Raw genomic sequence first — 24,050 nt, 5'->3', positions numbered from 1 at the left:
ATATTAAAAAGAAGGCGATAATACTTGTTTCAGCTGCTGAAGACGATACTCATGACATACTGGTCAGGAAAATAACCACAGAGCTGAACCTGACCTTTAATGCACAGGTCAAAGGGTGTCTGAGAGGAAAGCTCAGAGGATGGCCAGAATTCCGACAGGCTTATACGATCACTTTTAATAACAACGGGTTAACAGAAACAGGACACCTATGTATACGGATGACGATCTGACTTACGCCACAGAACAGGGCGTGTTCAGTGCTGAGGCGGTTGCTGACTTCCGGCGGCTGATGAATGAGCGGCGCGACTCGGTCGCCGTGGATGAAGAAAACTTCCGCCTGATCACCAGCTTTAATGATGTCTTCGTGGTGATTGCCTGCACGGTATTGCTGTTGTCTGTGTCATGGCTTTTGGGCGGTGCCGGAGATGCGGTGCGCTATCTGGCGGTGGCCGTCGCATCCTGGGCTGTGGCGGAGTTTTTTGTGTTACGCCGGCGCATGGCGTTACCGGCTATTTATCTGCTGTTTACCTTTATCGGTGGCCTGAGCGCGATGATGCTCAGCATTGTAGACAGTGATAACAGCTGGCAGATGTTGCTGGCGGCTGTGGTTGTGTTTACCGGAGCCTGTCTGCACTGGTTGCGTTTTCGTGTGCCTGTGACCATCGCCGCCGGCACCGTAGCGGTTATTCTGGCGCTGATGATTGTGATCGGTGGCGTGCTGGATTTATCTGCGAACGGTCTGCTGGTGTACGTTTTCTGCGCCGGTATCGGCGTATTTCTGCTGGCCATGGTCTGGGATTCCCGTGATCAGCAGCGTATTGGTCATCAGTCGGATGTGGCGTTCTGGCTGCACTTACTGGCCGCGCCGTTAATGATTCATCCGGTGTTTTACTGGAGTGGGCTGGTCAATGCGGAAGCGTCAGTGGCGCCTGTGGTGCTGGTGGTCGCGATGTACGCACTGATTACTCTGATATCGATTGCCATCGACCGTCGGGCACTGATGGTGTCGGCGCTGGGTTATGTGATCTATTCCATCGCCAATGTGATGCAGGAATACGGCAATATTGAATACGGTCTGGCGTTGACGGGTCTGATCATTGGGGCGTCGCTGTTATTACTGTCGGCGTTCTGGCATAAAGCGCGGCGCTGGCTTTTAGGCTGTTTGCCTGATTCTGTTATGCGCTGGCTGCCAGCGGTCGGCAGCGCCTGATCAGTCTCCATGGGAACATAAAAGGAAAATATGATGAGCGATTCCGCGCAGGACGTGCTGGATTTTTGGTTCTCGGAACTGAAGCCCAAACAATGGTGGGTTAAAGATACGCAACTGGATCAGCAGATTGCCACGCGTTTTGGTCATGTGCATCAGCAGGCACATAACGGCGCGCTGAAACATTGGCGCACAACGCCATCAGGGCGTCTGGCAGAAATCATCGTGCTTGATCAGTTTTCGCGCAATATCTTCCGAGAGAAGCCGCAGGCCTTTGCCTGCGATGAGATGGCGCTGCTATTGGCTCGTGAAGCGGTGGAGAAGGGCGCTGATCAGCCGCTGCCGGTTCAGCAACGGGCGTTTATGTATATGCCGTTTATGCACAGTGAATCTTTGGACGCTCATAAACAGGCGCTTACGTTGTTTGCTCAGCCTGGACTGGAGGCGAATCTGGCGTCAGAGCATAAGCATCTGGCTATTCTGCAGCGTTTTGGCCGCTATCCACATCGCAATAAAATTCTCGGGCGGGAATCCACGGCTGAGGAAACGGAGTTTCTGACTCAGCCGGGATCGTCTTTCTAGACGTGGTTACTTCCGGGCGCTGGTTATTACCCGGGCAATAGTTACTGCCCGGGTAGTCGTTACTTCTTCAGGCCTAAGGTCTTGCCGGTTTTGGCCTTCGGATTACGGTAGACCTTTTTCGCGCTACTGTTTTTTGCCGTCTTTTCGCCGCTGGCAGCGGCATCCTGATGCCTGGCGTTTTTAGCTGAGGATTTCTTATTGGTCTGGGTTTTCTTTTCCGGCTCTGCCGCTGTGCGCGATGCACGGGTCGATTTGCTGTCTTCGGCACTGGCGAGACGAATCTGATCGTCTTCAATCATGATTTTGCGTTCTTTAAACAGCTTGCCGATGGCCATTTTGAACGTACGTTTGCTGACGCCGAAATGCAGTTCGATTAAATCCGATGGCGAACGGTCACTGAGGCCCAGTACACCGTTACCTTCTTCCAGTTTTTTCAGAATACGCTTCGCCAGTGGGTCGGCTTTGCCGTGACCTGCTGGTTCCAGCATCAGGTCGAGACGCATGTCTTCACGCAGGCGCTTAACATAGCCCAGCATGCGCTGACCAACACGGATAGGTTTGCGGATGTCGTCGTTATAAAGAACGCCCCAGTATTTGTTATCGACGACGGCTTTGTAGCCCAGGTCAGTGCGCTGGGCGATCAGCATTTTTACCGCGTTACCTGTGTCGTAGGCGTCTTCCACTCCGCCCCAGGCGCTTTTCACTTCATCTTTAATAAAGCGGTTTAAGCGTGTGCTGCCGATCAGACGGCCGGTGTTATCCAGGGTGATGTAAACGGCGTATTGCTTGCCGGCTTCCATGCGTTGCTTCTGCTCGGCAAAAGGCACGAACAGATCTTTCGCCAGACCCCAGTCGAGGAATGCCCCGGTGTTGTTAACATCCACGGCTTCCAGCCATACCACTTCGCCCACCTGACCGCGTGGGCGCTGCGTCGTGGCGATCAGACGATCTTCGGAATCCAGATACACAAACACCGGAATCTGATCGCCAATAGCGGTATCGGCCGGAATCTGTTTGCGTGGCAGGAGAATGCGGGTGCCTTCTTCGTCTTCCAGATACAGTCCCTGAGGCAGTTCATCAGTCACGGTCAGGGTGTAATAGTGTCCGGGTTCGGTCATGGGATTCTCGATTGAAAGCAGGAGGGGATGTAAAGCCGCATAATAGCACAGCCCGCAGCCGCTATCAGTGTCTGATCACTGCAGCGCTTCCAGCTGCCGGACCAATCTGCGCGGTGCGATGCGCAGGGTTTCCGGCATACCGGGTACCACCCGCATGGAGACCGTCATACCAGGCTTCAGACGTTCGGCCAGCCGGCCATCATCATCTTTGAACTCATGCATAACGGTGCGGGTTTTACCGTCATAGTCGGTAGAAATATACAGGTCGGTGAATATCTCACAGACTTTTCTGTTGTTCTTCGGGCCGCTGAACTCTTCCCGTTGCTCAATACTGACTTCGGTGACTTCTGCCTCGATATAGCGACCGTATTTGCGGCTTAGTTCCGATTCGTAGTAATACTCCGTGCTGTTGATAAATCCTTCTATACCTAAGCGAAAGAAGAAAAAGGCGGCATAGCCAAGAGCGCCCGCGCCGGCCACTGTCAGCAGCATGGTGTCGAATTCTTTTTGTCCGGCAGCAGTAACTGCTGCACCTGAACAGATAATGGCCAGAAAGCCGGGGATCAGACCAATCAGAAAGATAATGGCGGAGGGGAATATGTTGTTGATGGCGTGCTTGCGTTTAAGCGCACGCTGTTCCTTCAGCGGGATACGTGTCATTCCATGACCTTATGTTGTCAGTGTCTGTTAAGCCGCATTTAGTCAGTGCTATGTCTTACTCAGAGGCTTGTCTTACTCACCGGCTAAGCGATGTTTAACTGAATGCGGTGATCAGTTATTGATAAAACACATTCTGTCAGTTGCGGTAAATGGTTTCAATAAGGTGCCAGCCAAAGCGGGTTTTTACCGGCCCCTGAACTTTGAGTAACGGGCCTTTGAATACCACGTCATCAAAGGCTTTCACCATATCGCCTTTGTTGAACTCGCCAAGGCTGCCGCCGTTCTTTTTGCTCGGACACTGGGAATATTTCTGCGCCAGCTTGCTGAAGTCTGCGCCGCCATCCAGCTGCTTTTTCAGGTCTTCAGCCTGTTCACGGGTTTTTACCAGAATGTGTCGGGCGCAGGCGCGGGGCATCGGAGTCTCCGTTGATGATCCTGTGTCGGTGAGTATTGAGCGGCGGGCATTGTCGTTCAGATTGTCTGAAAGTGCAGTAAAAATTGACCAGCTGGTTAAAATTCTGCTGCCAGCAGGGGCCGCTCTGTGAGAAAATTATGTGCACTATTGTACCTTAGAAACAGAGGCTAATATGAGCGTTCACGAAATAATTCATCCCCTGGTCCGCCATAAAATCGGTTTAATGCGTAACAAAGGGATGAGTACCCGCGGCTTCCGCCAACTGGCGGGCGAGGTTGGCAACCTGCTGACTTACGAAGCAACCAAAGATCTGGATCTGGAAGATTACACGCAGGATGGCTGGTGTGGCCCGGTAACCTGTCAGCGTATCCGCGGTAAGAAAATCACTGTTGTGCCGATTCTTCGCGCCGGTCTGGGCATGCTGGATGGTGTGCTGGAACTCATTCCAAGCGCAAAAATCAGTGTGGTTGGCCTGTACCGTGATGAAGAATCCCTGGAGCCTGTCAGCTACTTCGACAAACTGGCTGGTGATATTGATCAGCGTATGGCGCTGATTGTTGACCCTATGCTGGCCACTGGCGGTTCTATGGTGGCGACCATTGATCTGCTGAAGAAACACGGCTGTACCAGCATTCGTGCGCTGGTTCTGGTAGCGGCACCGGAAGGCATCAAAAAAGTTCAGGATGCGCATCCGGACGTTGATATTTACACGGCGTCTGTTGATAGCCACCTGAATGAACAGGGTTACATCATCCCGGGTCTGGGCGACGCCGGCGATAAAATCTTTGGTACTAAGTAAAACCCTTAGTACTAAGTAAAACCCTTGGTACTAAGTAAAACCCTTGGTACTGGGTAAAACCCTTGGTAATAGTCTTGCGGGAAAATTTTTGAATGCAAACGAATTCTGATTCGTCTATGGGCTGGCGGACAATTCTGTCCGGCGGTCAGATGTTATTTGTGGCTTTCGGGTCACTGGTTCTGGTGCCTCTGCTGACTGGTCTCGACCCCAGCGTTGCTCTGTTTACTGCGGGTCTGGGCACACTGATTTTTCAGTTAACCACCAAACGTTCTATGCCGGTTTTTCTGGCATCGTCTTTTGCTTTTATCGCACCGATTATTTACAGCACCCAGACCTGGGGCACTCCGGCCACCATGGGCGCGCTGTTCTGTGCTGGTCTGGTGTATGTGGCGCTGTCAGCTGCAGTTGCGCTGCGTGGTCCGGGCTTCCTGCACCGTTTACTGCCGCCAGTGGTAACCGGTCCTATCATTATGGTGATTGGCCTGGGTCTGGCGCCTGTGGCGGTGAATATGGCGATGGGGAAAGCCGGTGATGGCTCTGTTGAGCTCTTTCCTTATGCTGATGCGCTGATGGTTTCTATGCCAGCACTGATTACCACGCTGCTGGTGGCGACACTGGGTAAAGGTATCTTCCGTCTGGTTCCGATTCTGTCCGGTGTTGCGGTTGGTTATGCCGTCGCAGCGGCCATGGGCATGGTGGATTACAGCAAAGTTACTGACAGTGACTGGATCACCTTCCCGGCATTTGTGATGCCGGAATTCAGCCTGGCTGCCATCCTGTTTATGATTCCGGTGGCTATTGCTCCGGCTATTGAACACGTTGGAGATGTACTGGCCATCGGCAGTGTGACCGGTAAAAACTACGTACAGAAGCCGGGTCTGCACCGCACGCTGCTGGGTGACGGTCTGGCAACGTCTGCGGCTTCTCTGTTTGGTGGTCCGCCAAATACCACCTATTCAGAAGTTACTGGTGCCGTCATGCTGACCCGTGCTTTCAATCCGGTGGTTATGACCTGGGCGGCAGTATTTGCTATCGCACTGGCCTTTATCGCTAAAATCGGTGGCATTCTGCAGACCATTCCGGCGCCGGTCATGGGCGGCATTATGGTGTTGCTGTTCGGTTCCATTGCCTGCGTTGGTATGAACATCATCGTGAAGGGTAAAGTGGATCTGAGCGCTCAGCGTAACCTGGTGATTGTTGCCACGACGCTGGTGTTCGGTATCGGTGGTATGGCCATCGGCGGCGGCGGCTGGGATCTCAAAGGGGTGAGTCTGTGCGCGCCGGTAGCGATTCTGCTGAACCTGATTCTGCCGCATGCGGATCCGGTTAATGATCTGCACGAAGAGCAGGGCATGGTTGACGACTTTATTGACCACTCTCGTTAATAACGCGCCAGACAATGCTGTTAAAAAGCCGCCTTCATTGTGCGGCTTTTTTGTTTCTGCAATCCGCTGATGCATGGTCATTGCTGCCATTAAGCTTTAATTAGCGCAAAATCAGCCGGAACTCTGCCCCGGGTTTGCACTTCTCAACACAGACGTTAAGGTAAAAACGCACTCATTCAAAAACCCGCGGAGACTGGCATGTCATTATCCAGAGGTGTTCACCTGATCTGTTATCCCAACCGTATGGGCGATAACATTCACGATCTTCATGAGGTGCTGAAAGAGCACTTTCCTGATGCCATCAGCGGAGTCCATCTGCTGCCTTTTTATCCATCCAATGCTGACAGCGGTTTTTCACCACTGACGCACCTTGAAGTCGATCCGGCCTTTGGTCAGTGGGATGATGTATCAGCCCTGGCGGCGGATTACGATTTGTGTGTTGATCTGGTGATCAATCATATTTCTGATGACTCTGAAGAATTTAAAGATTTTCTGCAGAACGGCTTTTCTTCGCAATACGCTGATTTATTTGTGCATGTGGATGAAATGGAGCCCATCAGTCACGATGATCTGGCGAAGATTCATATCCGTAAAGAGAAAGAACCCTTCCGTGAAGTGACATTCGCCGACGGTACGACCAGCCGGGTATGGTGTACCTTTACCGAGCATCAGGTGGATCTGAATTACATCACCAAGAATGCCGCGCGCGAATTAATGGCTAAATACATGACGTTTTTAACCGGCATTGGCGTGAAGTTATTCCGCCTTGATGCTTTTGGTTATCTCACCAAAGAGATCGGTACCAGCTGTTTTCTGGTGGAACCGGATGTCTATCGTCATCTCGACTGGTTTAATGAACTGGCACAGTCGCAGGGTGCAGAAGTGCTGCCGGAAGTACACGATCACACCAGTTTTCAGTACGCCATCAGTCGCCGTCATATGTATTGCTATGGCTTTGCGCTGCCACCATTAATGCTGCACTGCATGCTGTCGAATAATTCCCGCTATTTAAAAGACTGGCTGCGCATGTGTCCGCGCAACATGATTACTGTGCTGGATACCCACGATGGTATCTGTATTCCGGATGTGGAAGGTGTCTTGCCGGAGACAGAAATTGCCGGGCTGGTGGGAAATCTGAATGACCGCAGTGCCGATCCGATTCTGCGTCGCTCTGCATTAAACCCGCACAGTGTGGGTGCGATTTATCAGCTCACCTGTACCTTTTACGATGCCATGATGCAGAACGATGATGCCTACATCTGCGCCCGGGCCATTCAGTTTTTTGCGCCGGGAATTCCCCAGGTGTATTACGTCGGCCTGCTCGGCGGTGAAAACGATTACGACCTGAGTGATTTAACCGGCGAGGCGCGGGATATTAACCGGCACTTTTACAGTCTGGATGAAGTTGCAGACGCGATGAAAAAAGACGTAGTGCAGCGTCAGCTGGAATTAATGTGCTTTCGTAATAATTACCCGGCGTTTGAAGGGCATTTTGAACTGAAATCGTCCGGTGATGACTGTGTCTGTCTGGGCTGGCGTCACGGAGAATCGTACGCAGAACTGTTCGTTGACCTGAATTTTAAAACCGCACGGGTGACTTATATTCAGGAAAATGGCGAAGAAACCACCTGGCAGTGCTGAAGGGGGAGAAGTGAAACCAGCGGCTATTGGCCGCTGGCGGTTTTAACCGGCGAGTGTTTCAGGTCTGTTTCGAGATCGACTTCCACTTCACAGCCGGTGCGGATATCGGCAAAGGCTGCCAGATCATCCAGAGCATCTGCCCAGACGGTGCTGGGATGCGCCAGACGTATCTCCCGGCCACTGGATAATGGCGTTGGCCCAAAGCCCATAATAATGCTGCTGCCATCACTCCAGAAGGCGACGTCACCGGGAGACAGTTCGGTTTCACCAATATTGGTTTGCGGAATCACCGGCAGAGGGCAGTCAAACATCAGGGTGTCGCCCCAGCGTCTGACCCGGGCTTTAAAAGGCACAATATCGGCGATGGCTCGGGCGATCTGATTATTCCGTAACACCAGACGTACCTGTTGCTCATTAATACGTACCGACAGCATGTTCATAGCATTCCCCCTGCACGATAAACCTGAACTTTCAGCTGAATTTTTGCTGAGCCTGTAGAGTTTAGCCTGTACAGACAATCCGGCATCAACGCCTGTGAAAAAACGTCTGGACGGTCTGTTCAGTAAGACAGCCTGAAAGACAAAAACGGTCTCCCGCAGGAGACCGTGTCTTACTGAACAGATATTCAGGTTACCAGAGCACAGAAACCTGCGCCCGGGTTATTTTGTTTCTTCATGCAACCGCATAGCTGTCAATCATGGCCTTGTTAACGGTGATGAGAATGGCACTTAATCCAGCTGACAGAGTGTCGGTATCCTGGGCCGCTGCAGTAAAGCGCTGGCCGCGGATATTGGCCTGAATAAAGGCCATGGCACTGGCGTCTGAGCCTTCACCCAGGGCCTGCTCATCAAACTGCACGACCTGAATATCCGTACCGGTTGCCTTGTGCATGGCATCAGCAAAAGCGCTGATGGCTCCGGTACCATGGCCATGGATCAGTAACATTTGTTCACCGTCGTTAATGGACGCCTGAATGTGATATTCACCGCCCTGCTTATCGACCTGGTAACCGGCCAATGAGTAGTGCCCTGTGGTAGGCATAAACTCGTTGCGGAATACTTTAACAATGTCAGCGGTATCCAGCTCGCCGGCGCTCATCTCACTGGCCTGCTGAATTGGCTGAGCCAGTTCAATCTGCATCCAGCGCGGCAGGGTGATGCCCATGGCCTGTTCCAACAGATAGCTGGCGCCACCTTTACCGGACTGGCTGTTCACCCGGATCACCGACTGGTAGTTGCGGCCGAGATCCTGAGGATCAATCGGCAGGTAAGCAACATCCCATGCTTCATCATCCTGCTGTTGCGACAGACACTTACGGATAGCATCCTGGTGGCTGCCGGAAAACGCGGTATATACCAGCTCGCCGACCCATGGATGGCGCGGATGTGTCTTGATGTTGGTACAGGCTTCCACGGTGGCGATGATGTCGTCAGCGATGGAAATATCCAGCTGCGGATCAATGCCCTGGCTGTACATGTTCATCGCCATGGTGACGATGTCCATATTGCCTGTGCGTTCACCGTTACCGAGCAGGGTGCCTTCAATACGGTCGGCGCCAGCCAATAAGGCCATTTCTGCCGCGGCAACACCACAGCCACGGTCGTTGTGCGTGTGGATCGAGATGGTCACGGCCTCTCGCTGATTCACATGGTCACAGAACCACTCCACCTGATCGGCAAACACGTTCGGCATGGCGCTTTCAACGGTTGCAGGCAGATTAATAATGGCTTTGTTATCCACCGTTGGCTGCCAGACATCAATCACGGCGTTACAGACTTCCACGGCAAAATCCGTTTCTGTGCCGGAGAAGCTTTCCGGAGAATACTGAAATACCCATTCGGTCTGTGGATACTTACCGGCTTCGCTCTGTACTTTGCGTGCACCTTTTACGGCAATATCAATGATGCCCTGTTTCTCCAGCCCGAAGACTTTTTCACGCTGCACCGGAGAGGTGGAGTTGTACACGTGCACAATCGCCCGGCGCGCGCCGATCAGGGATTCATAGGTGCGTTCAATCAACTCGTCACGGGCCTGAACCAGCACCTGAATGGTTACGTCGTCCGGAATCTGATTGTCTTCAATCAACCAGCGTACGAAGTCGAAATCCGGCTGTGATGCGGCCGGGAAGCCCACTTCGATTTCCTTAAAGCCCATTTTCACCAGCAGGCCCCACATGCGTTGCTTCTGCGCCACGGACATAGGTTCGATCAGTGCCTGGTTGCCATCACGCAGGTCTACAGAACACCAGTGCGGTGCTGCTGTCAGAGACTGATCCGGCCAGCGGCGGTCAGTTTTTTTGATCGCCGGGAAAGGGCGATACTTGCGATGGTCAAAACGTGCATTGTTCGGCGTAATCATGGTGTTTCCTGCCAGTTTTCTGCGTTAAGTCGGATTATATTGTTACTGTTTAAGCCGGATCTGTGTTTCCGGTGTGCCTCTGCGCTCTTGTGAAGTGCTGTCTCTGGCGTGTTCCCGTTTCCTCAAACAACGTCAGGAAACGACTTTCGGATAGAAAGCTGAACTGGTTAACAGTATATGCACAGTATATGCGTACCATTAGCGGGAATGATTGCAAACTTGCTATTATTTCCCCTGCTTTGTGGCACATAATTTCAAATAAGTGTCGGAAAGAGGCGATTTATGCCAATTATAATTATTGACCTGATATGTCTATCAGGGAATTCACCCGGAGAGGCGCAGTGAGTACCGATTTACCCAAACTTGATCGAATTGATCTCCATATTCTTGAGTTGCTGCAGGAAAATGGCAGTCTCAGTAATCTGGAGCTGGCAGATAAAGTAGGGTTGTCACCATCGCCATGCTCCCGCCGGGTCAAAGCGCTGGAAGACAGCGGCCTGATCGAAGGCTACCGTGCGCATCTGAATGCCGGGCTGCTGGGGCTGGATCTGCTGGCGTTGATTTCCATAAGCATGGACCGCCACACGCCGGAGCGTTTTGAGAACTTTGAGCGCCAGGTCGCGGCCTGTGCCGAAGTACTGGAGTGCTACCTGATCACAGGTCAGGCCGCAGACTACGTACTCAAGATCATCGTGCGCGATATGAACGCCTTTCAGCAGTTTCTGCTCGGCACTCTGACCCGTATTGAGGGTGTGACCGGCGTACATTCCAGCTTCGTTATGCGTAAAGTCATCGACCGCAGCTCCCTGCCGCTGAAACAACGCTGAACGATACGCTTTCCTTTATGGTCACAGCGACTTCTCGTCTATACTGCTGTATGCACGCTTGTGCAGGCAATGATACAGGCACTGAGGAGTTGTTGTGGCTACCCGGCTATCATCCATCGAAAGTAAGCTGACAATTTATGTACTGATCTTCAGTATCCTGTTTGGCGTACTGTTCAGTGCTGTGCAGATTGGCGTCGACTATCGTGGCGAAAGTCAGCGCTATCTCAATAACACCGCCGAACTGCTTGAACGTCAGAGTTCACCGGCGGCCCTGTCTCTCTACAACTATGACAAGCGCGCCATGCAGGCCATTCTCGAGAGCCTGTTGCTCAACCCGGCGGTGGTTGCCGCGAGAATTCATGAGCAGGAAACCAATTTTGAAGCCCGTGCCGGATTGGGTGAAGCCAAGCTGAATCAGAGTACTGACGCCCAGTATTATCAGATGCAGAGCGTGACGCTTAAGGAGCCGGCGATCTACAGCCCGGAAGAAAAGCAGATCGGGCAATTACAGATCTGGATTGATCTGCGTCTGACCCGTCAGGGTTTTGAACAGCGGGCGATGCTGACCCTGTTGCTCGATGTACTGCGTAATGTGGTGCTGGCGGGCGTACTTATCTGGGTTTTCCGTCTGCGTCTGACGCGGCCGCTGACCCGTCTGATGACCCGCCTGATGGAAATTGATCCGAATAAACCACAGCAGTACAGCCTGTCGGTGGAAAGCAGTCTGCGTGATTCCGAACTGGATGATCTGGTCAGTAAGATGAATGCGCTGCTGACCGCCATGCAGAAAGAAGTTGTGCAGCGTCATTCTGCAGAAAAAACCGTACGCCAGCTGAATGAACAGTTGGAAGAAAAAGTTCGGGCCCGTACTCAGGCACTGCACGACACCAACAGTCAGCTGCAGAGCAGTCTGGATGAATTACAGCGTACTCAGGATCTGTTGCTGCAGGCGCAGCGTATGGCCTCCATGGGCCATCTGGCCGCAGGTATGGCCCATGAAATCAATAACCCGATTGCGGTGGTGTACTCCAATATCGCCACGCTCAGTGAATACCTGTCCGAGCTTATTCATCTGGCAGATCAGTATCAGTCGGCAGAACATCAGATCGCCGATAAAGCTATGGTGTTGGCACTGGAATCCCTGCGCACCAGTATTGATCTGGACTTTGTCCGCAGCGATGCGCCGGATCTGGTGCGCACGTCGCGCTTAAGCCTGGAGCGGGTGCGCAATATCGTCAGTGATCTGCGCACCTTTGCTGACAGCAGTGAAATGCGCAAAGAAAATGTCTCACTGGATAATCTGGTGTCTGAAGCTGTGCGCGAGCTGGAACTGGATAAAAGCGAGACGGTTAAAGTGTATCAGCTGCTAAAACAGCTGCCGGCGGTCAGTTGCAGCGTTGATCAGATACGCCTGGTCTTCCGCCACATTCTGCATAACGCGTCCGACGCTATGCCATCCGGTGGCACCATTGAAGTCGCTGGGGAACTGCAGAAAAAATATGTCTCCGTTATGATCAAAGACAGCGGAACCGGCATGAGCGAAGAGGATCTTAAATGCGCGGTGAATCCTTTCTTCACCCGCAAAGAAATCGGCGAAGGGACTGGTCTTGGCCTCACCGTTGCCTATAACATAATGCACAACCACGGTGGTGAACTGGAAATCGAAAGTGAACTGGGCAAAGGCACCACGGTCACTCTGCGTTTCCCTGTCACTGCTGCCTGAACAGCGGTCTGCTATGGCGGATATTGAAATCCGCTGTTCCACAAATCCGCAATATTTCCGACATCAGAATGATCTAACATGGCAAAGAAATCTTCATCCGGTGGACTGGTCTATTCCACAGAATTTGGCCGCGCCTGTCCCGAGTGTGGTAACCCCATTACTGAATGCACCTGTCATGGGCCTGAAGCACCTCAGGGCGATGGCATTGTGCGTGTCAGCCGTGAAAGCAAAGGCCGGGGCGGCAAAGTTGTAACCCTGGTCAGCGGAATTCCTCTGGCGGGTGCTGAATTAAAAACACTGGCCAAAGAGCTGAAAAAGAAATGCGGCGTGGGCGGTGCGTTAAAAGATGGTGTGGTTGAAATTCAGGGGGATCAGCGCGATCTGCTGGTCAGTGAATTAACAAAACGCGGTTTTACCGTAAAAAAAGCAGGCGGTTAAATTGGCCAGGGCTTTGGTTGTATATGCACACCCGCGACATCAGACGTCGCGGGCATGCCGGCGTCTGCTGGACGCCATCCGTGATCTTGAAGAGGTCACACTTTGCGACCTGTATGAAGAATATCCGGACTTCCATATTAATATCGGTAAGGAACAGCAGCGCCTGCGGGAACATCAGCTGGTGGTGTTTTTATTTCCGTTGTACTGGTACAGCGCTCCGTCTCTGTTAAAAGAGTGGCAGGACCGTGTACTGAACTTCGCTCTTGATGACGTACCGGGCCGGGCCGGGGAAGAGCATGATCCGTTAGTCGGGCGCATGCTTTGGGTGGTTACTTCTGCGGGCGCTTCCTTTACGTCGTTCAGCGAAGAGGGCGGTAACCGTCATCCTCTGGACGCTTATCTGCTGCCCTATGAACAGACCGCCCGTGTCTGTGGCATGGCCTGGCAAAAACCATTTACCGTGTGTCAGGCACGGCGTAAACCGCAATCTGTGCTGGAGCAACAGGCGCATTCCTTCCGCAGTATCCTGCTGGAAAAATTACAGGAGCTGAGTCATGCATAACGATTCTTTTATGCTGCAGGCTTTTGTATTTTTATTATCTGCAGTGATTGCTGTACCTCTGGCCAAACGTATTGGTCTGGGATCGGTCATGGGGTATCTGTGTGCCGGTGCAGTGATCGGACCTTTTGGTCTGGGGCTGATGGGGGACGACGTTGAAAGCCTGATGTCGTTTGCTGAATTTGGCGTGGTATTAATGCTGTTTCTGATTGGTCTGGAACTCGACCCGTCCGTGCTGTGGCGTATGCGGGTGAGTGTGCTGGGCCTCGGTGGACTGCAGGTGGTGGTGACCACACTGGTGTTTTTTCTGGCCGGGATAGCGCTCGATTTCAGCTGGCAGGTGAGCCTCGCCGTTGGCTCCATTCTGTCATTGTCTTCTACTGCCATTGTGCTGCAGACACTGGAAGAAAAATCTCTGTTAAAAACCGAAGCCGGACAATCGTCTTTTTCTGTGTTGCTGTTCCAGGATATTGCGGTTATTCCGTTGCTGGCCATCCTGCCACTGCTGGCCATGGATTCGCCTGCACTGGCCAATAAGGCTGATCATGTTCCGGGCTGGGAAACAGCACTGAAAGTTATTTTAGTGGTGGCAGCAATCGTTTTTGTCGGCCGTCTGGTGAGCCGCTATCTGTTCCGCATTATTGCCGAAACCCGCATGCGTGAAACCTTTACCGCCACGGCGCTGATGCTGGTGGTGGGAATTGCGTTACTGATGAACACTGTTGGCCTGTCACCGGCGTTGGGCACGTTCGTGGCCGGTGTGGTTCTCGCTAACAGCGAATATCGCCATGAACTGGAATCGGAAATTGAGCCATTTAAAGGTCTGCTGCTGGCGCTGTTTTTTATCTCTGTTGGCGCCAGTATCGACTTCGAATTTCTGCTCGCCCATCCGTGGCTGATCAGTGGATTATTACTGGCGCTGATATTTGGCAAAATGCTGGTTCTGGTCATACTGGGCTGGCTGTTCCGCTTAAGCGGCAAGAGTAATTCTGTGTTCACTTTTGGTCTGGCGCAGGGCGGTGAATTTGCTTTTGTATTGTTTTCCTTTGCCCAGGATAACCGCGTATTAAGCAGCGATATCACCGCACCTTTAACCGTGGTGGTAGCATTGAGTATGGTGGCTACACCACTGCTGATGAATATTAATGAACGCTGGGTATTACCGAAGCTGTCGGGTAACGTCGGCCAGCCGGATGTACCGGATGAAATTGATACCCACGACGCCCGTGCGATTGTGGTTGGCTTTGGTCGCTTCGGACAGATCGTTGGCCGTATGCTGCGTATCAGTGGTTTTAATATCACCATTCTTGATCACGATGCGGTACAGATCGACACCGTGCGTAAGTTTGGCCACAAGGTATTTTTTGGCGATGCGTCGCGCCCGGATCTGCTGGTTTCAGCGGGTATCGAAGAAGCAGAATTGCTGGTCATTGCTATTGATGATCATAACCGTGCGGTGGATCTGGTTAAGCTGGTTAAGCGGCATTTTCCGCATATCCGCGTTCTTGCCCGCGCCCGCGGCCGTCATCAGGCGGTGGATTTAATCCGTGCCGGTGCTGACCATGTGGAGCGTGAGACGTTTTATTCGGCGCTTATGCTGGGGCGCAGTGCCCTGCAGGCGCTGGGCTTCCGCGCCTATCAGGCGCGCCGCTCCGCTGAGCTGTTCCGTCATTACGATGAACTTATGCTGCAGGAAATGGTGGAGTCGCCGGACGATGAAAAAACCCGCCTGAATATCGCCCGCCAGAATGGCCGCGACCTGCAGGATCTGATGCAGACCGATATGTTGTCTGAGGTGGAAAACCAGGAACAGAACTGGGACCGCAGCTGATTAACTGCTGCTTTCTGCACTGTGTCTCGACTGTCTCTGAACTGTGTCTGGACTGTCTATGAACAGCAAGCCCGGCTCACAATCATGTGAGCCGGGCTTTTTTATCGGTTTATATACCGCTGTCAGAGCGTCTGCAGGTGCGGTATCAGCTGTTCGCGGATGCTGTCCGGAATAGCCACGGATTTTTTCGCATCGTGATCAAAGTGAACCATGATGGCACAGCCTTTGGCGCCCAGTTTACCGTCCTGCCAGGCTTCGTGAGCAATGGTCATGGAGCTGTTACCCAGCTTCTGAATATAAGTGCGCAGTTCAATATCGCGCCCATAAAACAGCTCACCGAGATATTCCACTTCAATTTTGGCAATGATCAGGTGCCAGTCCTGCGGATTAAGATCCGGGGTAAACATCCGGAAGACCGGGGTGCGGCCCTCTTCAAACCAGACCGGCAGAACGGTGTTGTTGATATGCCCGAGGGCATCGGTGTCGCCAAAACGCGGCGAAATGGTCAGAGTCCACATGCTTGTTATTTTCCTGTTTATTGCTGATAGCAGACATAGTAGAAGCTAACGTCCGCTTTGTTAACCCAGACAAGGGTCTGACGGCCACTCTCAGTCGCTGGTCATGCGGCTGTCATCGGATTGTTCAGAAACTGTCATAAGGCCGTACCAATCTTCCGTTGATAGCAGGCGCTCTTATCTTATAGCGCGGCAGCTCTTTACGACGTTGAGCAGGGGAGATGTTATGGAAGATGTCATGTTATTTATCGAGCGTGGTGGGGAAGTGGTGTATCCCATCATGCTGGTGATTTTTCTGCAGTGGATGTATCTGATCGAGCGCTTAATTTACCTGAAACTGGTACACCCCTCCCGCCGCAGCAAAGCCATGCAGGAATGGCAGTTACGCGCGGATAAGCAAAGCTGGAGCTCAAGACAGATTCACGACGATCTGCTCGGCGCACTGCGCATGGGGCTCGACAGCGGCTTTCCAACCATTCGCATGTTTATTGCGATATGCCCGCTGCTGGGTTTGCTCGGCACCGTAACCGGCATGATCGAAGTATTTGATGTGATGATGCAGTTGGGTGCCGGCAGCCCCAAAGCCATGGCATCCGGAATTTCCAAAGCCATTCTTTCCACCGTGGCTGGTATGGTCGGGGCTATTTCAGGCTTACTCGCACAGTCGGTTCTGCTGCGTATGTGTGAGCGTGAAAAGCGCAGTCTGGAGTCGACACTGAGTTTCTGATTCCGCATCCCTTCCCGTCTGAGTTCAGCAGCCTTTCCTGACGGAGTTCAGCAGTGGAGTTCACTAGCAGAGTTTAATTGCAGCTGCGTTCGCTTAAACGGCCACATCCGTTATTATTCCGCCATCGGATACAGGTGGCGTTATGACAATCCAGCAGCAGTTAATTACAGACGATGAACAGGGCATGCGTGCCGCACTGGCACAGGCACAACTGGCATATGATGCCGGCGAAGTACCTGTGGGGGCTGTGGTCGTTCTTAATGGCGAAATCATTGGCGCAGGTTATAACCATCCTATTTCGGGGCTGGATCCAAGCGCTCACGCGGAAATGGCAGCCGTGCGTAACGCCGCACAGAACATCGGTAATTATCGTCTGCCCGGTGCGACCCTGTATGTCACCGTAGAACCCTGCACCATGTGTACCGGGCTGTTAATTCACAGCCGTATTCAGCGGCTTGTGTACGGCACCACCGAACCCAAAGCCGGAGCGATCGAGAGTGCCCTGCAACTGCCGCAGCAGCCATTTTATAATCATGTGATGGATATTCAGGGCGGGGTGCTGGCAGAGGAATGCTCGACCCTGATGTCGGAATTTTTCGCTATGCGCCGCGAGGCAAAAAAACGCCTGAAGCAATCGCTTCAGGCGGCAGGGAAGTCTGCAGCAGATACGGGCGAGGGAGAGACAGACCCGGATGCTGCAGATGAGAGATAAGACAAATCAGCAATAAAAAAAGCGGCATTAAATGCCGCACAGAAAACTCACTAAAGGAGTGGAGGAATCACCGTCACCAGTGAAGAAGACAGCTGCATCGAAGGATCGCCTTCTTCCGGAAACTCCTGGTGTTGTTCACGTTCTTCGTTCCACACCAGGACGTCGTAGTAACGACGGATATTCTGTACGTAATCCACCGGTTCCTGACCACGGGCAAAACCATGGCGGGTGTAGCGGTAGTAACGTTTCTGACTCAGCAGTGGCAGGGATTCTTTTACATCGATCCACAGATCCGGATTGCCACCGGTTAATTCGGTAATTTTGCGCGCGTCGGTCAGGTGACCATAACCTACGTTATAAGCCGCCAGTGCCATCCAGGTACGGTCTGGTTCCTGAACATTCTCCAGACGGTCGCGCAGCTTAGCCAGATACTGGCTGCCGCCCATAATGCTCTGCTGCGGGTCCAGGCGGTTTTTAATACCCAGTTCGCGGGCTGTGTTACGGGTCAGCATCATCAGACCACGAACACCGGTAAAGCTGCGCGCCTGAGGATTCCAGTGGCTTTCCTGGTAACCAACAGCGGCCAGCAGACGCCAGTCGATCTGGTGCAGTTCGGCGGCTTTTTCAAAATCGGCTTTATAAGTACCCAGCTTTTTCTCGGTTTGGCTGAGGAAGCGGCGGGCACCCACGTAATCCAGTTTATCCAGATGGCCGTAGTAACGTTCTGCCAGGTTGGCCATCAGATTGATGCTTTCTTCCGCGTTAAAGAATTCGCTGGCGGCATTAAACAGGCTGTCGTCACGGCTGTATTCAAATGCCCAGCTGATGTTCTGCTTTTCGCTCAGATCAAACGCCACGGCCAGATTAGGAAAGTAGGCCTGCAGTACGCGGAATTCGTTGGAATCTACTACGGTAAAGTCGATGTTGCCGGAAGCCACCATCTGTAACAGGTCTGATACTTCCAGATCCGAGCTTTCGCTCCAGCTCAGTTCAGGAACCTGAGTGGCCTGCCAGATGCGCAGACGTTCAGAGTGGCTTGAACCTTCCGAGACAACCAGCTGACCACGGGTCAGATCAGTTACCTGTTCCGGCTTAATGCCACCACGGCGGTAGATTACCTGTTCGGAAATCTGCATATAAGGTTCGGAGAACCGTACCCAGCGATCACGATCCGGTGTCTGGGCGAGGCCGGCCGCCGCAAAGTGCGCGCCTCCGTTCTCCAGGGTGCTGAAAACGTCGTTCAGGTTTTCCGCAACTTTTACCTTCAGCTCGACACCCAGATGATCGGCGAACGCTTTCGCCAGTTCATATTCGTAACCGGTTGGGCCGGTACGGTCTTCATAGTAGGTGGTCGGGCTGTTGCGGGTAATCATCACGATTTCACCGGCCATACGGATCTGCGCGACATTGTCAGGGCGCACGCCGCCAGTCAGCGTGCCGAAGCACACTGTCAGCAGTGCCGCTAATGTCAGTAGACGTGTTATGCCAGAAATCATGCCAAAACCTGAAGTTGTGCACTATTATGGTGCAAAATTTGTTAATCTGGGCCCATTTTGCCGTGAGCTTGCATAAAAAACAACCTATGACTGTGATAGATTTCACTAAAACTCAGATGCCTGTGACAGTTGTATGGCAGGTGTGTGACTTAAGTCGTTGAAAATATTGTGTTTCTTAAATGGGAACTTTTTCAGGAATAAGTAAGTTGAAACGAATTGTTGCTGAATTCTCAATTATTGCCCATTTATAGTGCGCTTTGTTTCGTTGGCTGTTTTACCGCGGCGGCGTGTGTCCCGTTCCTTCGAGTGACGATGCTGAGTTGATCGTGATAAAGGATCTGCAGGAACGGCTGCCGGCTGTTATGAAATAAAGATTCAGGCAGGCTTTGCGCCTGAAAACGACATTAGTCAGGGCTAAAACCTGACCAAATCTGGTGTGCACAGCCGCTCTCCGGTATCATTCGCGCTCATTTTTTGCCCTCACTCTCTGGAGTAATCCCGCAATGCTCGAGCTGCGTGGCGCACCAGCGCTTTCACCATTCCGTCAGAACAAAGTCCTGAACAAGCTGCAGCAGGCGCTGCCGCATGTGACCGGTGTTTATGCCGAATTTATGCACTTCGCAGATCTGTCAGCCGAGCTGACTGAGAGTGAGCGTCTGGTTCTGGAGCGTATCCTGCGCTACGGCCCGAAGGCAGAAGTCAAAGAACCTGCCGCAGAGATGCAGTTGGTGGTTCCACGCTTCGGTACTATTTCACCATGGTCATCGAAAGCGACGGATATTGCGCATAACTGTGGTTTAAGCAGCATCCTTCGTCTGGAACGCGGCATTGCCTACTATATAGAAGGTGCAAAAAGCGAAGATCGCGACATTATCGCTTCTTTATTACACGACCGCATGACCGAAACCGTGCTGAGCAGCAGCGCCGCAGCCGAAGCGCTGTTCTCCCACGCTGAACCTGCGCCACTGACCACCGTGGATATTCTTGCCGGTGGCCGTGAGGCACTGGTAGAAGCCGATAAAAATCTGGGCCTGGCACTGGCCGACGACGAAGTCGATTATCTGGTGGAGAACTTCAACAAGCTGGGCCGTAACCCAACCGACGTTGAACTGATGATGTTCGCCCAGGCGAACTCTGAGCACTGCCGCCACAAAATCTTTAACGCCAGCTGGACCATCGACGGCGAGGATCAGGATAAATCCCTGTTCCAGATGATTAAAAACACCTACGAGTGCTACAACGAAAACATTCTGTCTGCCTATAAAGACAACGCCTCCGTTATCGTTGGCCCGAACGCCGGTCGCTTCTTCCCTAACCCTGGAACAGCTGAATATTCATACCATCAGGAAGATATGCACATCCTGATGAAGGTGGAAACTCATAACCACCCGACCGCCATTGCCCCGCATTCCGGTGCAGCCACTGGTTCTGGTGGTGAAATCCGTGACGAAGGTGCAACCGGCCGTGGTTCCAAGCCAAAAGCCGGCCTAACCGGTTTTACCGTGTCCGACCTGAAAATCCCGGGCTTCGAGCAGCCATGGGAAAGCCACTACGGCAAGCCAGAGCGTATTGTTTCTGCGCTGGATATTATGATCGACGGCCCATTGGGCGGTGCGGCATTTAACAACGAATTCGGCCGCCCGAACCTGTGCGGTTACTTCCGTACCTTCGAGCTGGAACATGACGGCGAAGTCCGCGGTTACCACAAGCCAATTATGATTGCCGGTGGTTACGGCAACATCCGTGGCGAACACGTGCAGAAGGGTGATATCCCTGTTGGCGCCAGCCTGATCGTTCTGGGTGGCCCGGCCATGCAGATTGGTCTGGGTGGTGGCGCGGCGTCTTCTATGGCGTCTGGCCAGTCCAATGCTGATCTGGATTTCGCTTCTGTACAGCGTGAAAACCCGGAAATGGAACGCCGCTGTCAGGAAGTGATCGACCGCTGCTGGCAGCTGGGCGACGCTAACCCGATTGCCTTTATTCACGACGTAGGTGCCGGCGGTATTTCCAACGCTTTCCCGGAACTGGTGGGTGATGCCGGTCGCGGTGGCGAATTTGAACTGCGTAACGTACCGAACGACGAGCCGGGTATGAGCCCGCTGGCGATCTGGTCGAACGAATCTCAGGAGCGTTATGTTCTGGCGGTAGCGCAGGAAGATATGGCGAAATTCGACGCTATCTGTGCCCGTGAACGAGCGCCTTACGCTGTGGTTGGTTACGCCACGGAAGAAGAACACCTGACCGTGACCGACGAACACTTCGGCAACAAGCCGGTGGATATGCCGTTGCAGGTTCTGCTGGGCAAACCACCGCGCATGCACCGCGATGTAAAAAGCAAAGCAGCAAAAACCGAAGCCTTCAGCAGCGCGGGTATTGATCTCGCCGATGCGGCTGCCCGCGTACTTAAGCTGCCGACTGTAGCGAGCAAATCTTTCCTGATCACCATTGGCGACCGCTCCATTACCGGTACCGTAGCCCGTGATCAGTTTGTTGGCCCATGGCAGGTGCCGGTGGCCGACGTTGCCGTGACCACTTCTTCTTACGACACCTACGCCGGCGAAGCCATGGCTATGGGTGAACGTACTCCGGTCGCACTGTTGGATGGCCCGGCCTCCGGTCGTCTGGCCGTGGCCGAAGCGATTACCAACCTGGCGGCAGCGCCGATTAACAAGCTGGCAGACATTAAAATGTCCGCTAACTGGATGTGCGCGGCTGGCCACGAAGGTGAAGACGAAAAACTCTACGCCACTGTAAAAGCTGTGGGTATGGAGCTGTGTCCGGATCTGGAAGTGACTATTCCGGTGGGTAAAGACTCGATGTCGATGAAAACCCGCTGGCAGGATGAAGGTGCGGACAAGGCCGTCACCGCACCAGTCTCTCTGATTATCACCGGCTTTGCTCCAGTGACCGACGCACGCAAAGTGCTGACGCCACAAATAAAGATAGATGCTGGTGGAACTGACTTGGTGTTGGTTGACCTTGGCCGTGGCCAGAACCGTATCGGTGCTTCCTGTTTTGCTCAGGTATTCGGCAAAGTCGGCGATGTACCGGCGGATCTGGACGACGCAGAAGATCTGAAAGCCTTCTTCGCTGTGGTTCAGGGCCTGAACGCCGACGGCAAACTACTGGCTTACCACGACCGTGCCGATGGTGGTCTGTTCGCCACCCTGACCGAAATGGCATTCGCTGCGCACTGTGGTTTGGATGTGTCTATGGATCTGCTGGCAGAAAGCCAGGACGATCTGGCCGCTGCTCTGTTCGCTGAAGAGCCGGGCGCTGTGATGCAGATTAAACGCGCCGATGTTGAAGAAGTACTGGCGCAGTTTGAAGCCGCAGGGCTGGGTGATTGCACCGCCGTGATCGCCACACCAAACGACGATGACCAGATTACCTTCAGCTTCCAGGATGAAGAATTCCTCAGCGAATCCCGCGTTAACTGGCAGCGCCTGTGGGCACAGACCAGCTATGAAATGCAGGCTCTGCGTGACAACGCCGACTGCGCCAAACAGGAATTCGACGCTCTGTTAGATGCCGAAGACCCGGGTATTCACGCTGAGCTGACCTTCGATATTAACGAAGACATCACCGCTGATCTGCCAAACTCAGATTCTGCCGATGCACCGAAAGTGGCGATCCTGCGTGAGCAGGGCGTGAACGGCCAGATCGAAATGGCAGCCGCTTTCGACCGCGCCGGCTTCCGTGCCGTTGACGTACACATGAGCGATATTCTCTCCGGCGCCGTCACTCTGGAAGGCTTCCGCGGCCTGGTGGCCTGCGGTGGTTTCTCCTACGGTGACGTACTCGGCGCCGGTGAGGGCTGGGCCAAATCCATCCTGTTTAACGAACAGGCCCGTGGCCAGTTTGAAGCCTTCTTCCGCCGTAACGACACCTTTGCACTGGGTATCTGTAACGGCTGTCAGATGCTCTCCAACCTGCATGAACTGATTCCGGGTGCCGAGCACTGGCCACACTTTGTGCGCAATATGAGCGAACAGTTTGAAGCCCGTGTCGCCATGGTCGAAGTACAGGAATCCGACTCCGTATTCTTCGCCGGTATGGCAGGCTCGCGCATGCCAATCGCCGTGGCTCACGGTGAAGGCCGTGCGGAATTCGCCGACGAAACCGACATCGACGAACTGGCTGGCCAGATAGCCCTGCGTTACACCGACAACTACGGCAAAGTAACCGAACAATACCCGCTGAACCCCAACGGTTCACCACAGGGTATTACCGGCCTGACTGCTGCGGATGGCCGTGTGACCATTATGATGCCGCACCCTGAGCGGGTTTTCCGTGCGATTCAGAACTCCTACGTGCCAAACGAGTGGGATGAAGATGGCGCCTGGATGCGGATGTTCCGTAATGCGCGGGTGTGGGTTGAGGAGAACTGAGGTTCTCTGAGATCTGTGTTTGACTGAAAAGGCCGCTTATGCGGCCTTTTTTTGTGGGTGGGTGGGCCGGTGTTTTCTACGGCTGCTGAGCGAGTTACACTCGTGTTGTTGAAATATTGGAAATTACTTCAATTGGTCGCACTTTGCTTTTCGATAGAAAAAATCAATGGTCGGGAAAAGGATAGAAATTTTTCTGAGTTAATCTATATGTTAACCTATAGGTCTTTAATTGAGCCCCAAAAAGTCTAACGTCAATGATGATGAACTTACGATCGAAGATGAGTACATAGGTCGAAAGTACAGAGTAGTGCATTGTGTCGGGGCGAAAGCCTCACTAAAGCAAGCGTTAATCTCTCTTACGAAGTCGAGACGTAGGTCAATGCAAGACCGGTTGGCCGCTTTTTTTAAACGTTTTGCCGATGGAGAGCGCCTGTCTAGAGATAGCTTTCCGCCAGAAGGTGATCTACCGACGAGCAGTGGGGGAGTGAGTAATGGAAAGTTCTATGCTTTTAAAAAAATTCCTTTAAGAGCTTACGGCTGGCATTCCAAGTCAAAGCCAGATGTTTTTTACATTAGCCATTATATATACAAGGATTTTGACGACCTAAGTGCTGCAGATATTGATAGGGTCGGAAAAAATTGGAAGGCATTAGAAGAGAGGTAAAG

21 protein-coding genes are annotated in these 24,050 nt (G+C 52.9%); 14 read left to right on the top strand and 7 right to left on the bottom strand.

Features of this window, described 5'->3' with window-relative positions:
• Positions 1-208 precede the first annotated feature (208 nt).
• Both B2Z72_RS08325 and B2Z72_RS08320 read left to right on the top strand, forming a co-directional pair.
• Positions 209-1,210 (top strand): hypothetical protein, encoded by a 1,002-nt coding sequence (locus B2Z72_RS08325; protein ID WP_296982874.1) that lies wholly within the window; start codon positions 209-211, stop codon positions 1,208-1,210.
• Positions 1,211-1,243: 33 nt separating this feature from the next.
• Entirely contained in the window at positions 1,244-1,789 is a 546-nt protein-coding gene (locus B2Z72_RS08320) for a DUF924 family protein (protein WP_296982873.1), read from the top strand.
• 59 nt (positions 1,790-1,848) lie between these two features.
• Here the strand turns inward: B2Z72_RS08320 and B2Z72_RS08315 are convergent, their stop codons facing one another.
• The 3 genes from B2Z72_RS08315 to B2Z72_RS08305 all read right to left on the bottom strand — a co-directional run bounded on the left by B2Z72_RS08315 (position 1,849) and on the right by B2Z72_RS08305 (position 3,982).
• Positions 1,849-2,907: a CvfB family protein gene (locus B2Z72_RS08315; protein ID WP_296982872.1), complete on the bottom strand. Its 1,059-nt coding sequence runs from the start codon at positions 2,905-2,907 to the stop codon at positions 1,849-1,851.
• Positions 2,908-2,982: 75 nt separating this feature from the next.
• Entirely contained in the window at positions 2,983-3,567 is a 585-nt protein-coding gene (locus tag B2Z72_RS08310) for a hypothetical protein (protein ID WP_296982871.1), read from the bottom strand.
• A gap of 136 nt (positions 3,568-3,703) precedes the next feature.
• Positions 3,704-3,982 (bottom strand): peptidylprolyl isomerase, encoded by a 279-nt coding sequence (locus B2Z72_RS08305; RefSeq protein WP_296982870.1) that lies wholly within the window; start codon positions 3,980-3,982, stop codon positions 3,704-3,706.
• A 172-nt stretch (positions 3,983-4,154) separates the two neighbouring features.
• Here B2Z72_RS08305 and upp point away from each other — a divergent pair, with 172 nt between their 5' ends.
• The 3 genes from upp (at position 4,155) to gtfA (ending at position 7,807) form a co-directional block, all read left to right on the top strand.
• Positions 4,155-4,781 carry a uracil phosphoribosyltransferase gene (upp, locus tag B2Z72_RS08300; RefSeq protein WP_296982869.1) on the top strand — a complete coding sequence of 209 codons (627 nt, stop codon included), beginning with the start codon at positions 4,155-4,157 and terminating at the stop codon, positions 4,779-4,781.
• A 92-nt stretch (positions 4,782-4,873) separates the two neighbouring features.
• Positions 4,874-6,166, top strand: coding sequence for a uracil-xanthine permease family protein (locus B2Z72_RS08295; protein WP_296982868.1), 1,293 nt, complete (start codon positions 4,874-4,876; stop codon positions 6,164-6,166).
• Positions 6,167-6,364: 198 nt separating this feature from the next.
• Positions 6,365-7,807, top strand: a complete 1,443-nt coding sequence (gtfA, locus tag B2Z72_RS08290) for a sucrose phosphorylase (protein ID WP_296982867.1) — start codon at positions 6,365-6,367, stop codon at positions 7,805-7,807.
• Positions 7,808-7,830: 23 nt separating this feature from the next.
• Here the strand turns inward: gtfA and B2Z72_RS08285 are convergent, their stop codons facing one another.
• A complete protein-coding gene (locus B2Z72_RS08285) occupies positions 7,831-8,247 on the bottom strand; it encodes a cyclophilin-like family protein (RefSeq protein ID WP_296982866.1) in 417 nt (138 codons plus the stop codon).
• A 232-nt stretch (positions 8,248-8,479) separates the two neighbouring features.
• Positions 8,480-10,165, bottom strand: a complete 1,686-nt coding sequence (gene leuA, locus B2Z72_RS08280; protein ID WP_296982865.1) for a 2-isopropylmalate synthase — start codon at positions 10,163-10,165, stop codon at positions 8,480-8,482.
• 341 nt (positions 10,166-10,506) lie between these two features.
• Here leuA and B2Z72_RS08275 point away from each other — a divergent pair, with 341 nt between their 5' ends.
• The 5 genes from B2Z72_RS08275 (at position 10,507) to B2Z72_RS08255 (ending at position 15,543) form a co-directional block, all read left to right on the top strand.
• On the top strand, positions 10,507-10,992 hold the full coding sequence (locus B2Z72_RS08275) for an Lrp/AsnC family transcriptional regulator (protein ID WP_414716364.1): 486 nt from the start codon (positions 10,507-10,509) through the stop codon (positions 10,990-10,992).
• A 94-nt stretch (positions 10,993-11,086) separates the two neighbouring features.
• Complete coding sequence (locus B2Z72_RS08270; RefSeq protein WP_296982863.1) at positions 11,087-12,715, top strand: sensor histidine kinase; 1,629 nt, start codon at positions 11,087-11,089, stop codon at positions 12,713-12,715.
• Between the two features lie 78 nt (positions 12,716-12,793).
• Positions 12,794-13,153, top strand: coding sequence for a translation initiation factor Sui1 (locus tag B2Z72_RS08265; RefSeq protein ID WP_296982862.1), 360 nt, complete (start codon positions 12,794-12,796; stop codon positions 13,151-13,153).
• A 1-nt stretch (position 13,154) separates the two neighbouring features.
• Positions 13,155-13,715: an NAD(P)H-dependent oxidoreductase gene (locus B2Z72_RS08260; protein WP_296982861.1), complete on the top strand. Its 561-nt coding sequence runs from the start codon at positions 13,155-13,157 to the stop codon at positions 13,713-13,715.
• Complete coding sequence (locus B2Z72_RS08255; protein ID WP_296982860.1) at positions 13,708-15,543, top strand: monovalent cation:proton antiporter-2 (CPA2) family protein; 1,836 nt, start codon at positions 13,708-13,710, stop codon at positions 15,541-15,543. Before B2Z72_RS08260 ends, B2Z72_RS08255 begins: the two co-directional genes overlap by 8 nt.
• Before the next feature lie 122 nt (positions 15,544-15,665).
• On the opposite strand, the gene B2Z72_RS08250 is transcribed toward B2Z72_RS08255, so the two are convergent.
• Complete coding sequence (locus tag B2Z72_RS08250; RefSeq protein ID WP_296982859.1) at positions 15,666-16,061, bottom strand: acyl-CoA thioesterase; 396 nt, start codon at positions 16,059-16,061, stop codon at positions 15,666-15,668.
• A 223-nt stretch (positions 16,062-16,284) separates the two neighbouring features.
• On the opposite strand from B2Z72_RS08250, the gene B2Z72_RS08245 reads away from it, so the two are divergent.
• Together B2Z72_RS08245 and tadA are read left to right on the top strand one after the other, a co-directional pair.
• Complete coding sequence (locus B2Z72_RS08245) at positions 16,285-16,785, top strand: MotA/TolQ/ExbB proton channel family protein (RefSeq protein ID WP_297004525.1); 501 nt, start codon at positions 16,285-16,287, stop codon at positions 16,783-16,785.
• A 148-nt stretch (positions 16,786-16,933) separates the two neighbouring features.
• Positions 16,934-17,497, top strand: a complete 564-nt coding sequence (tadA, locus tag B2Z72_RS08240; protein WP_349676713.1) for a tRNA adenosine(34) deaminase TadA — start codon at positions 16,934-16,936, stop codon at positions 17,495-17,497.
• Between the two features lie 50 nt (positions 17,498-17,547).
• Here tadA and mltF read toward each other — a convergent pair whose 3' ends face one another.
• Complete coding sequence (gene mltF, locus B2Z72_RS08235; RefSeq protein WP_296982856.1) at positions 17,548-18,993, bottom strand: membrane-bound lytic murein transglycosylase MltF; 1,446 nt, start codon at positions 18,991-18,993, stop codon at positions 17,548-17,550.
• Between the two features lie 503 nt (positions 18,994-19,496).
• Here mltF and purL point away from each other — a divergent pair.
• Positions 19,497-23,384: a phosphoribosylformylglycinamidine synthase gene (gene purL, locus B2Z72_RS08230; RefSeq protein WP_297004523.1), complete on the top strand. Its 3,888-nt coding sequence runs from the start codon at positions 19,497-19,499 to the stop codon at positions 23,382-23,384.
• Positions 23,385-23,763: 379 nt separating this feature from the next.
• Entirely contained in the window at positions 23,764-24,048 is a 285-nt protein-coding gene (locus B2Z72_RS08225; protein ID WP_296983228.1) for a hypothetical protein, read from the top strand.
• Positions 24,049-24,050: the final 2 nt, after the last annotated feature.

Source organism: Thalassolituus sp. UBA6592, assembly GCF_002433655.1.
In the GTDB taxonomy this organism is placed as follows: domain Bacteria; phylum Pseudomonadota; class Gammaproteobacteria; order Pseudomonadales; family Oceanobacteraceae; genus Venatoribacter.
This window is presented reverse-complemented; position numbering and strand designations above follow the sequence as displayed.

What these genes read in the sequence shown, in the direction of transcription:
- B2Z72_RS08325 (WP_296982874.1), top strand. Translation starts at nt 209, where the DNA reads ATGTATACGGATGACGATCTGACTTACGCCACAGAACAGGGCGTGTTC.
- B2Z72_RS08320 (WP_296982873.1), top strand. Translation starts at nt 1,244, where the DNA reads ATGAGCGATTCCGCGCAGGACGTGCTGGATTTTTGGTTCTCGGAACTG.
- B2Z72_RS08315 (WP_296982872.1), bottom strand. Translation starts at nt 2,907, where the DNA reads ATGACCGAACCCGGACACTATTACACCCTGACCGTGACTGATGAACTG.
- B2Z72_RS08310 (WP_296982871.1), bottom strand. Translation starts at nt 3,567, where the DNA reads ATGACACGTATCCCGCTGAAGGAACAGCGTGCGCTTAAACGCAAGCAC.
- B2Z72_RS08305 (WP_296982870.1), bottom strand. Translation starts at nt 3,982, where the DNA reads ATGCCCCGCGCCTGCGCCCGACACATTCTGGTAAAAACCCGTGAACAG.
- upp (WP_296982869.1), top strand. Translation starts at nt 4,155, where the DNA reads ATGAGCGTTCACGAAATAATTCATCCCCTGGTCCGCCATAAAATCGGT.
- B2Z72_RS08295 (WP_296982868.1), top strand. Translation starts at nt 4,874, where the DNA reads ATGCAAACGAATTCTGATTCGTCTATGGGCTGGCGGACAATTCTGTCC.
- gtfA (WP_296982867.1), top strand. Translation starts at nt 6,365, where the DNA reads ATGTCATTATCCAGAGGTGTTCACCTGATCTGTTATCCCAACCGTATG.
- B2Z72_RS08285 (WP_296982866.1), bottom strand. Translation starts at nt 8,247, where the DNA reads ATGAACATGCTGTCGGTACGTATTAATGAGCAACAGGTACGTCTGGTG.
- leuA (WP_296982865.1), bottom strand. Translation starts at nt 10,165, where the DNA reads ATGATTACGCCGAACAATGCACGTTTTGACCATCGCAAGTATCGCCCT.
- B2Z72_RS08265 (WP_296982862.1), top strand. Translation starts at nt 12,794, where the DNA reads ATGGCAAAGAAATCTTCATCCGGTGGACTGGTCTATTCCACAGAATTT.
- B2Z72_RS08255 (WP_296982860.1), top strand. Translation starts at nt 13,708, where the DNA reads ATGCATAACGATTCTTTTATGCTGCAGGCTTTTGTATTTTTATTATCT.
- B2Z72_RS08250 (WP_296982859.1), bottom strand. Translation starts at nt 16,061, where the DNA reads ATGTGGACTCTGACCATTTCGCCGCGTTTTGGCGACACCGATGCCCTC.
- B2Z72_RS08245 (WP_297004525.1), top strand. Translation starts at nt 16,285, where the DNA reads ATGGAAGATGTCATGTTATTTATCGAGCGTGGTGGGGAAGTGGTGTAT.
- mltF (WP_296982856.1), bottom strand. Translation starts at nt 18,993, where the DNA reads ATGATTTCTGGCATAACACGTCTACTGACATTAGCGGCACTGCTGACA.
- purL (WP_297004523.1), top strand. Translation starts at nt 19,497, where the DNA reads ATGCTCGAGCTGCGTGGCGCACCAGCGCTTTCACCATTCCGTCAGAAC.
- B2Z72_RS08225 (WP_296983228.1), top strand. Translation starts at nt 23,764, where the DNA reads ATGCAAGACCGGTTGGCCGCTTTTTTTAAACGTTTTGCCGATGGAGAG.